Raw genomic sequence first — 8305 nt, 5'->3', positions numbered from 1 at the left:
GCGGCATCGCGGAACACGATGTCCTCGACATCCTCGCCGCCCTGGAAATCGCCGGCGGAATAGAGGCTGACGCCGGTCACCTTGAGCTGCGTCGCGGTTTCCACCGGGCGGAAGGCCGCATCCTGCTCGATCAGTGTTTTCGCCGCGACCCTGGCCATGTCGTAGAGCGGCGCGACGAGGCCGTAGCAGATGCGCTCGTGCTCCACGCACTCGCCAATGGCGAGGATGTCCGGGTCGGAGGACACCATCTGGTCGTTGACGACGATGCCGCGCTCCACATGGAGGCCGGAATCGGTGGCGATCCTCACCTCCGGCCGTATACCCACGGCCATGACGACGAGGTCGGCGGGGTAGACCGTGCCGTCGTCGAGCAGCACCGCCTCGGCGCGTTCGGTGCCGAGGATCGCCTTCGTCTGGGCCCTGGTATGAACCTTGATGCCGCGCCCTTCCAGATCCTTCTCCAGGAGATAGCCTGCCGCGGAGTCGAGCTGGCGCTCCATCAGGTGATCCATGAGATGGAGCACCACGACATCCATACCGCGAAGCCTGAGCGCCGCCGCTGCTTCGAGCCCAAGCAGGCCGCCGCCGATCACGACCGCCCTGGCGCCCGGCCTTCCCGCGGCCTCGATCATCCCGTTGACGTCGTCCAGGTCGCGGAATGCCATCACACCCGGCATATCCCTGCCGGTGACGGGGATGATGAAGGGCGCCGAACCGGTGGCGATCACCAGCTTGTCGTATGGCGTCGCTCCGTTCTTCGAGAACACGAGTTTTGCCGCGCGGTCGATCCTAGTCACGGCCTCGCCAAAACGGCACGCCACGTCATTGGCGGCGTACCACGCCGCGTCGTGGGTGACGATCTCATCGTAACTCGTTTCGCCGGCCAGCACCGGCGACAGCATGATCCGGTTGTAGTTCCCACGCGGTTCGGCGCCGAACAGCGTTACCTCGAAGGCGCCGGGCTCCGCTTCGAAAAGATGCTCCAGCATCCGCCCGGATGCCATGCCGGCACCGACAACGACGAGTTTCTGTTTGCTCATTGCCACATCTCCATGCGTCACAGTCCTCGAACCTTCAGGCGGTTGCGCCGGCCGCCGTCCTTGCCGGCTGTTGCCGCTTGCCGACGGCGCCGTGTTCGTATTCTTCGAGGAAACCGAGAAGTTCCTGGCGGTATTCGTAGTAGCGGGGATGGTCGAGCAGGGTCCGCCGCGTTCTGGGCCGCGGAATGTCGACATCCATCACATTGCCGATCCGCGCGCGTGGTCCGTTGGTCATCATGACGACGCGGTCGGCGAGAAGGATGGCCTCGTCGACGTCATGGGTGACGCAGACGGCCGTGACCTGCGTGCGCGTCCAGACCTCCATCAGCACGTCCTGCAACTCCCAGCGCGTCAGGCTGTCGAGCATGCCGAAAGGTTCGTCCAGCAGCAGCAGCTTCGGCGAGAGCGCAAAGGCGCGGGCAATGCCGACGCGCTGCTTCATGCCGTTCGACAATTCCGATGCGAGCTTGTGCATCGAATCATTGAGGCCGACGCGCTCGAGGTAATACTCGACCACCTCGCGCCGCTCCGCCGGCGTTGCCTTCGGATAGACCCTGTCGACGCCGAGCGCGACATTCTCGCGCGCGGTCAGCCAGGGCATCAGCGACGGCGACTGGAAGACGACGGCGCGGTCGGGACCGGCGCCCGACACTTCCTTGCCGTCGAGCACGATGCCGCCGGAGGAAATCTCGTTGAGCCCGGCCGCCATGGAAAGAACGGTCGACTTGCCGCAGCCCGAATGGCCGATCAGCGTGATGAATTCGCCCTTCTTCACGTTGAGATCGAAACCGTCGACGACGGTGAGCGGCCCCTTCGGCGTCGGATAGACCTTGCGGACCTCGAAAAATTCCACATAGCGCTTTTCGATGGGCGAGCCCGCCGCTTCGGCATAGGCGGCCGGCAAGGTATCCGTCGCCGGGCGCGTGCGCTTCGCGGGCTTCCGCTGCGGCGCCTGGGTGATCGGAACGACATTCGGCAACTGGCGGGCATTGTCCGCCGACGCGCCGCGCTCCATGCCCGCTTCCATCAGATATTGCGTCACCTGCGCGCGCAGCTTCTTGAAGGCCGGATTGGTGTTGATGGCTGTCCGGTCGCGCGGGCGCGGCAGGTTGACCGGGAAGTCGGGCCCAAGCGTCGCGCCGGGGCCGGGATTGAGCGGCACGATCCGGTCCGCCAGCAGGATCGCCTCGTCCACGTCGTTGGTGATGAGGATCACGGTCTTGCGGTCGTTCTCCCAGATGCGCTCGATCTCGTCCTGCAGTTTGGCGCGGGTCAGCGCATCGAGCGCCGAAAGCGGCTCGTCGAGCAGCAGCATGTCGGGGCTCATGGCAAGCGCGCGGGCGACGGCGACCCGCTGGCGCATGCCGCCCGAAAGCTCCGACGGAAGCCGGTCGGCCGCGGGCGTCAGCCCCACCATGTCGATGTAGCGGGAGACGCGCGCGGCGCGGGCGGCCTTGCTTTCCTTCCTGAAGACCGTGTCGACGGCGAGCCTGATATTGCCGGTGACCGTCAGCCACGGCATCAGCGAGTAGCTCTGGAAGACGACGCCGCGGTCCGATCCGGGACCGTCGATGGCCTTGCCCTTCAGCAGCACCTCGCCTTCGTCCGGCGTCACCAGACCGGCGATGGCCGAGATCAGCGTCGTCTTGCCGGAGCCCGAAAAGCCGACAATGGCGACGAACTCGCCTTCCTCGACATTGAGGTTGATGCGCTTGAGAACGGATGTCCGGGCATCGCCATCGCCGTAGCTTTTCGAAACATTCTTCAACTCGAGAAAGGACATCGGATCGGCACTCCGGTCAGCGCGTTGCGGAATAGGTGAAAGCGGCCTGCAGCGCATACATCAGGCGATCCAGCAGAAAGCCGATGATGCCGATGGCGAGAACCGCGACCATGATCCTGGCGAGCGAGGAGGAAGAACCGTTCTGGAACTCGTCCCAGACGAATTTCCCGAGGCCCGGGTTCTGCGCCAGCATCTCGGCCGCGATCAGAACCATCCAGCCGACGCCGAGCGAGAGCCGCAGGCCGGTGAAGATCAGCGGCAGCGCCGAGGGCAGCACCAGCTTCATCACGGTCTTCGTCATGGAGAGCTGCAGTACCTTGCCGACATTGACGAGATCCTTGTCGATGGAGGAAACGCCAAGTGCGGTGTTGATGAGCGTCGGCCAGAGCGAGCAGAGCGTCACCGTGATGGCGGAAACGACCAGCGATTTGGGCAGGAGGTCGCTCGGGTCGAGATAAAGGGCCGAGACGACCATCGTGACGATCGGCAGCCAGGCAAGCGGCGAAACCGGCTTGAAGATCTGGATGAGCGGGTTCATCGCGCCGTTGAAGGTGCGCGACAGGCCGCAGAGAATGCCGATCGGCACGGCAAGCGCAGTTGCGATCACAAAGCCGAGTGCCACCGTCATCAGGCTGGTGAATATCTGATCGATGAAAGTCGGCTTGCCCGTATAGGCGCGCCACTTCGCGCGGTCCCCCTGACCGCTCGCGATCAGTTCGGCATTGCGTGCCGCCAGACGCTCGTAGAAAGCGTCCTCCTTGGCGCGCTCGGCCTTGTGATCGGCGTAGAGGTTGACCGTCTGTTCCCAGACCTGGGCCGGGCCGGGGACGGCACCGAGCGAGGTGTCGACCTTCGGCGCGGCCCAGGCCCAGGCGGCGAGGAACGCCACAATGCCGATCAACGGAATGCCGGCCTGTTGCCAAAGCTCGCGGCCCTGCAATTTGACGCTGTCGCCGGCCGCGATTTTGAGAACGGGCACGAGCCAGCCGAAACCGAACACGCTCAGATAGCTGCTGGCCTTGTTGATCGTGCTGAAAATCCGCTCCCGGCGCGCCGCGCGCTGTTCGCCGTCATCGATCACATCTGTTGCCGTGGTCATCTCGATATCCCGGTTGGCTGTGTATTGAACTGTTACGGGTCGGTACGAGGGCGCGGGCGGGCCCGCGCCCTCCGGATCAGTTGCTCACCACTTCGCTGCCCGCGACCATCTGCTTGCTCTTCAAGCCGATCGCGAGGCTGTCGATGTAGGCATTGGGCTTGCTGCCGTCGAAGGGCACACCGTCGATAAAGCCGCCCTGCGGACCGCGATAGCCGTCCGCGTCGAACGGGAAGTCTTCCTTTTTCGCCTTGCCCTCGGCGACAAGAAGCTCCGCCGCCTTGAGATAAATCTCCGGCTTGTAAACTTTCTTCGCCGTCTCGTGATACCACGCATCGGGCTTGTGCTCGGTGATCTGGCCCCAGCGGCGCATCTGCGTCAGATACCAGATGGCATCCGAGTAATAGGGGTAGGTCGCGAAGTAGCGGAAGAAGACGTTGAAGTCGGGCACGTCGCGCTTGTCGCCCTTTTCGTACTCGAACGTGCCGGTCATCGAGTTGGCGATGACTTCATAGTCGGCGCCCACATATTCGGGCTTTGCCAGAATTTCCACGGCCTTCGGGCGATTGGCATTGCCGTTTGCATCGAGCCACATGCCGGCGCGAATAAGCGCTTTGGTGATGGCAAGTGTCGTGTTCGGATATTTTTCGGCAAACTCCGCCGTGATGCCGAACACCTTCTCCGGATTGTGTTCCTTCTGGATTTCCCAGTCGGTGATTACCGGAACGCCGATGCCCTTGAACACCGCCTGCTGGTTCCAGGGCTCGCCGACGCAATAACCGTTGATCGTGCCGGCTTCAAGCGTTGCCGGCATTTGCGGCGGCGGCGTGACCGACAGAAGCGCATCCGCCTTGATCTGGCCGGTGATGTCGGTTGCGGAATAGAAGCCGGGGTGAATGCCGCCCGAGGCGAGCCAGTAGCGCAGCTCGTAATTGTGGGTCGAGACGGGGAACACCATGCCCATCTTGAAGGGCTTGCCCTCCGACTTGAGCTTGTCGACCACCGGCTTCAGATATTCCGCCTTGATGGGATGGACGGGCTTGCCGTCTTCCATCGGCACATGCTCCTTCATCATCGCCCAGATCTCGTTCGAGACGGTGATGCCGTTGCCGTTGAGGTCCATCGAGAAGGGGGTGATGACGTGGGCTTTCGTGCCGAAGCCGATGGTGGCGGCAATAGGCTGGCCGGCCAGCATATGCGCGCCGTCGAGCTCGCCCGTGATGGTGCGGTCGAGCAAAACTTTCCAGTTCGCCTGCGGCTCGAGGGTGACATAGAGCCCTTCGTCCTCGAAATACCCAAGCTCCTTGGCGACGGCGAGCGGCGCCATGTCGGTGAGCTTGATGAAGCCGAATGTGAGCTCGTCCTTTTCGATGTCGAGCATTGCGGCATGCGCCGATTGGAACCGCGGTCCCGCGACGCCGACGGCCGACAACGCAACGGCAAGAGCGCCGATTGCCGCGAAACGCCGCGCCGTGGAAGCCGTCGTCGAAGTCCTGTTCGTCCTTGTGTCCTTGCCGTTCATCTCAATCACCTCTCGGAAAAAGCTGCACTGTCTGGCGTCGGCTACGCGGTGGCCGCGAGCATGGCGGTGTCGAATTTCGGATTGCGGATTTCAAAGCCCTCGACATAGGCGGCGATTGCCGCGGGATCGAAGACGCGGTTGTCGAGAAACCTGTCGGGGCCCATCGGAATGGGCGCCGATGCCAGCCCGAGCATCCACGGGGCGTCATGCGTGCCTTCGATCTTCGTGTCGATTGCCGGCGTGGCGATGCCGAGATCGCGAACCGCATCGCGGTAAATGTCGGGGCGATAGATGGACGCCGCGGCGCTCGCAACGTCGAGGGGCTCGGCCACTTGCCCCCAACGGATCATCTGCGAGATGAACCAGGAGGCGTGGCTGACCCAGGGGAAGTTCGCCGCATAGCGATGGAAGACATTGAAGTCGGGCAGGGGAACGGGCTCTTCATCCCGTGCGTAGCGGAAGGTGCCTGTCGTCGACATACGGACAGTCTCGGCGTCGGCGTTCACATAAGCGGGCCGCGAAATGATGCCGGCGACTTCCGCGCGATTCTCGGGCCTGTCCATCCATTGGGACGCGGCGGCGAGCGCGCCGATCATCGCCTTGTGTGTGTTCGGGTGTTTCTCGGCCCAGTCGAGATTGACGCCGAGAACCTTTTCCGGGCCGTTGTTCCAGATCTCGTAGCTGGTGATCAGCGCCTTGCCGAGGCCGGCGGCGATCGCGCGGCTGTTCCACGGCTCGCCGACGCAATAGCCGACGATATTGTTCGCCTGAAGATTGGCCACCATCTGCGGCGGCGGGATGACGGCAATACGGACATCGCGGTCGGGGTCGATGCCGGCATCGGCCATCCAGTAGCGCAGTTGATAATTATGCGTCGAAGTCGGGAAGACGACGGCGAAAGTCAGCGGTTCCATGCCCTGTGCCGAACGGGCATCGATGACTTTCTTCAGCGCGCGCGCCGAGCGGGGCCGTTCGGCCATCGCTTTGGGATCAGCCGCCACCATCGCCTCGTAAAGTTCGTTCGAGACGGTGATGGCGTTGCCGTTGAGGTCCATCGACCAGGCGGTGATCGTCGGCTTGCGCAAGCCGCCAATGCCGAGGCTGGACGCGATCGGCATCCCGGCCAGCATATGCGCGCCGTCAAGCGCGCCGATATGAACCTTGTCGCGGATCGTCGCCCAGGATGCTTCCTTCGAGATGCCGACGTCGAGGCCGAACTGCTTGAAAAAGCCTTTTTCACGCGCGATGACGATGGGCGCGCAATCGGTCAGCGGAATGATGCCGAGCGAGAGCTTCGTTTTTTCGATGCCCTCGCCACCGGCCGCCCAGGCACCGCCGGGAACGACAGCGGCCGCCGCCTTGAGCAACGTCGCGGCGCCCACGATCCGGGAGCCGGTGCCGAGAACATTGCGGCGGTTGATCGGCTTGTCGAATCCGGCGGCGTTTTTCCTGAACATTTCCGTATCCTCAGTACTTGTAGGTGGCCGAAAGCCAGAACACGTCCTTGTCGAGCAGGCCGGGCGCGCCGGTGCCGCGATAGGTCGCGTATTTCGCGTTGAAGGAGACGTTGGCGTCGAGGACGAGATCGAGCGATGCGTCCCACTCGGAACCGAGATCGGCGCCGGTGCGTTCCGCTTCGAAGTCGTGATAGACGAGGGCCGCCGTCGTCTTTGTGAAGACCGGAACCGCATCCGTCGTGTAGGCGAGGCGGGCATAGCGGTCGTCGAGACCGTCCACGGGCGTCGTCAGGAATTTGTCGGCCCAGCCGGCAAAGGCATGCAGCGTCGCAAGCGGGGTCGAAAAGCCGACGGTGCCGTCGCCTTCCATCGACTCGTAACCGACGCCGAACGTCGCGCCGGCATAGCCGAGCGAACCCTCCGCCAGCCAGTAGTCGAGATCGATCGGGAGCGGGTTGTCGGCATAGTCGCTCTGGTTCGCATACTGGCCGGCGAAAGCCGCCGTCACCCCGGCGCCGAGCGTGAAGTTCGCGTCGGCGCGCAAACCGTAGGTGGCGGTCGAGTTGCGCGCGGCGGGCGTGCCGGTGGCGGGCGTTCCCGATTGCTCGAGATCGAGCAGATAGGCAAAGCCTTCGAGTTTGAGGTGCGGCAGGCCCGCATAGCCGGCGTTGATGAGATGGCTGTCGCTGTCGTAGTGGCCGACGGCCGGCGCGCCGGTCGCGGCGTTGGGAACCGGCGTGTCGTCGCCGAAAATGCGGTTGACGCCCGCCACATAGACATAGGTGAGCGTCGTGTCGGGGACGGCCGTGTTGATCAGCGTCAGCGCATCGAATGTCTGTTCGTGCTGGCGCCAGCCGACATTGCCGATGAAGCGTGCATTGCCGAGGATGATCCGTTGCCGGCCGACAATGGCCCTGGTGTCGAAAGGTCCTGCATAGGTGAGCTGCAGGCGGTTGAGTTCCGTTACGTCCGGATCGGCGACGAGCCCGTATGTGGCCTTGCCGTTGCGGGTGCTGTTGTAGTTTTCGCCGCCGATGCCACGCGTGAAATCGAATTCGAAAAGCGCGCTGAGGCCGTTCCAGGCGCCGGTCTCGTAGCCGAGACGGGCGCGGACGGTGCCGGCCTTGCCGGTATTTGCCACCGCGTCGTCGTCGACCTGTTCGTAGCGCGCCCGCAGGTCGATCAGCGGCTTGCCCTGCGCGATCGCTTCGACGAGCGTCGCCTCGGCGGCGGCCCCCGAAGGCGCCGCGGCCAGTGCCGCCAAGGTTCCGACCGCCCATGCGGCCATGCGTGACTTTTGCCCAAACCCCATATTCAACTCCATCCGATGCCGGCCCTTTCGCAAGGGCGGGAGGCCAAAAATGAAAAACGCCCGCCCAGCGATAGCTAGCTGCAGCGGACGCCATT

The 8305-nt window shown here is 63.9% G+C and carries 6 protein-coding genes; all 6 read right to left on the bottom strand.

Features of this window, described 5'->3' with window-relative positions:
• Positions 1–1040 (bottom strand): NAD(P)/FAD-dependent oxidoreductase (locus WEB61_RS01260; RefSeq protein WP_368062513.1); only part of this gene is annotated, 1040 nt, incomplete at its 3' end.
• Between the two features lie 34 nt (positions 1041–1074).
• Positions 1075–2823, bottom strand: coding sequence for an ABC transporter ATP-binding protein (locus WEB61_RS01255; RefSeq protein WP_368062512.1), 1749 nt, complete (start codon positions 2821–2823; stop codon positions 1075–1077).
• A 16-nt stretch (positions 2824–2839) separates the two neighbouring features.
• Positions 2840–3922: an ABC transporter permease gene (locus WEB61_RS01250; RefSeq protein ID WP_368062511.1), complete on the bottom strand. Its 1083-nt coding sequence runs from the start codon at positions 3920–3922 to the stop codon at positions 2840–2842.
• A gap of 76 nt (positions 3923–3998) precedes the next feature.
• Complete coding sequence (locus tag WEB61_RS01245) at positions 3999–5441, bottom strand: CmpA/NrtA family ABC transporter substrate-binding protein (protein WP_368062510.1); 1443 nt, start codon at positions 5439–5441, stop codon at positions 3999–4001.
• 41 nt (positions 5442–5482) lie between these two features.
• Positions 5483–6898 (bottom strand): CmpA/NrtA family ABC transporter substrate-binding protein, encoded by a 1416-nt coding sequence (locus WEB61_RS01240; RefSeq protein WP_368062509.1) that lies wholly within the window; start codon positions 6896–6898, stop codon positions 5483–5485.
• A gap of 10 nt (positions 6899–6908) precedes the next feature.
• Positions 6909–8186, bottom strand: a complete 1278-nt coding sequence (locus WEB61_RS01235) for a hypothetical protein (protein ID WP_368062508.1) — start codon at positions 8184–8186, stop codon at positions 6909–6911.
• Positions 8187–8305 lie beyond the last annotated feature (119 nt).

The organism is Parvibaculum sp., assembly GCF_040882025.1.
GTDB lineage: Bacteria > Pseudomonadota > Alphaproteobacteria > Parvibaculales > Parvibaculaceae > Parvibaculum.
The sequence above is the reverse complement of the archived record's forward strand: the minus strand, read 5'-3'. Positions and strand labels throughout refer to the sequence as shown.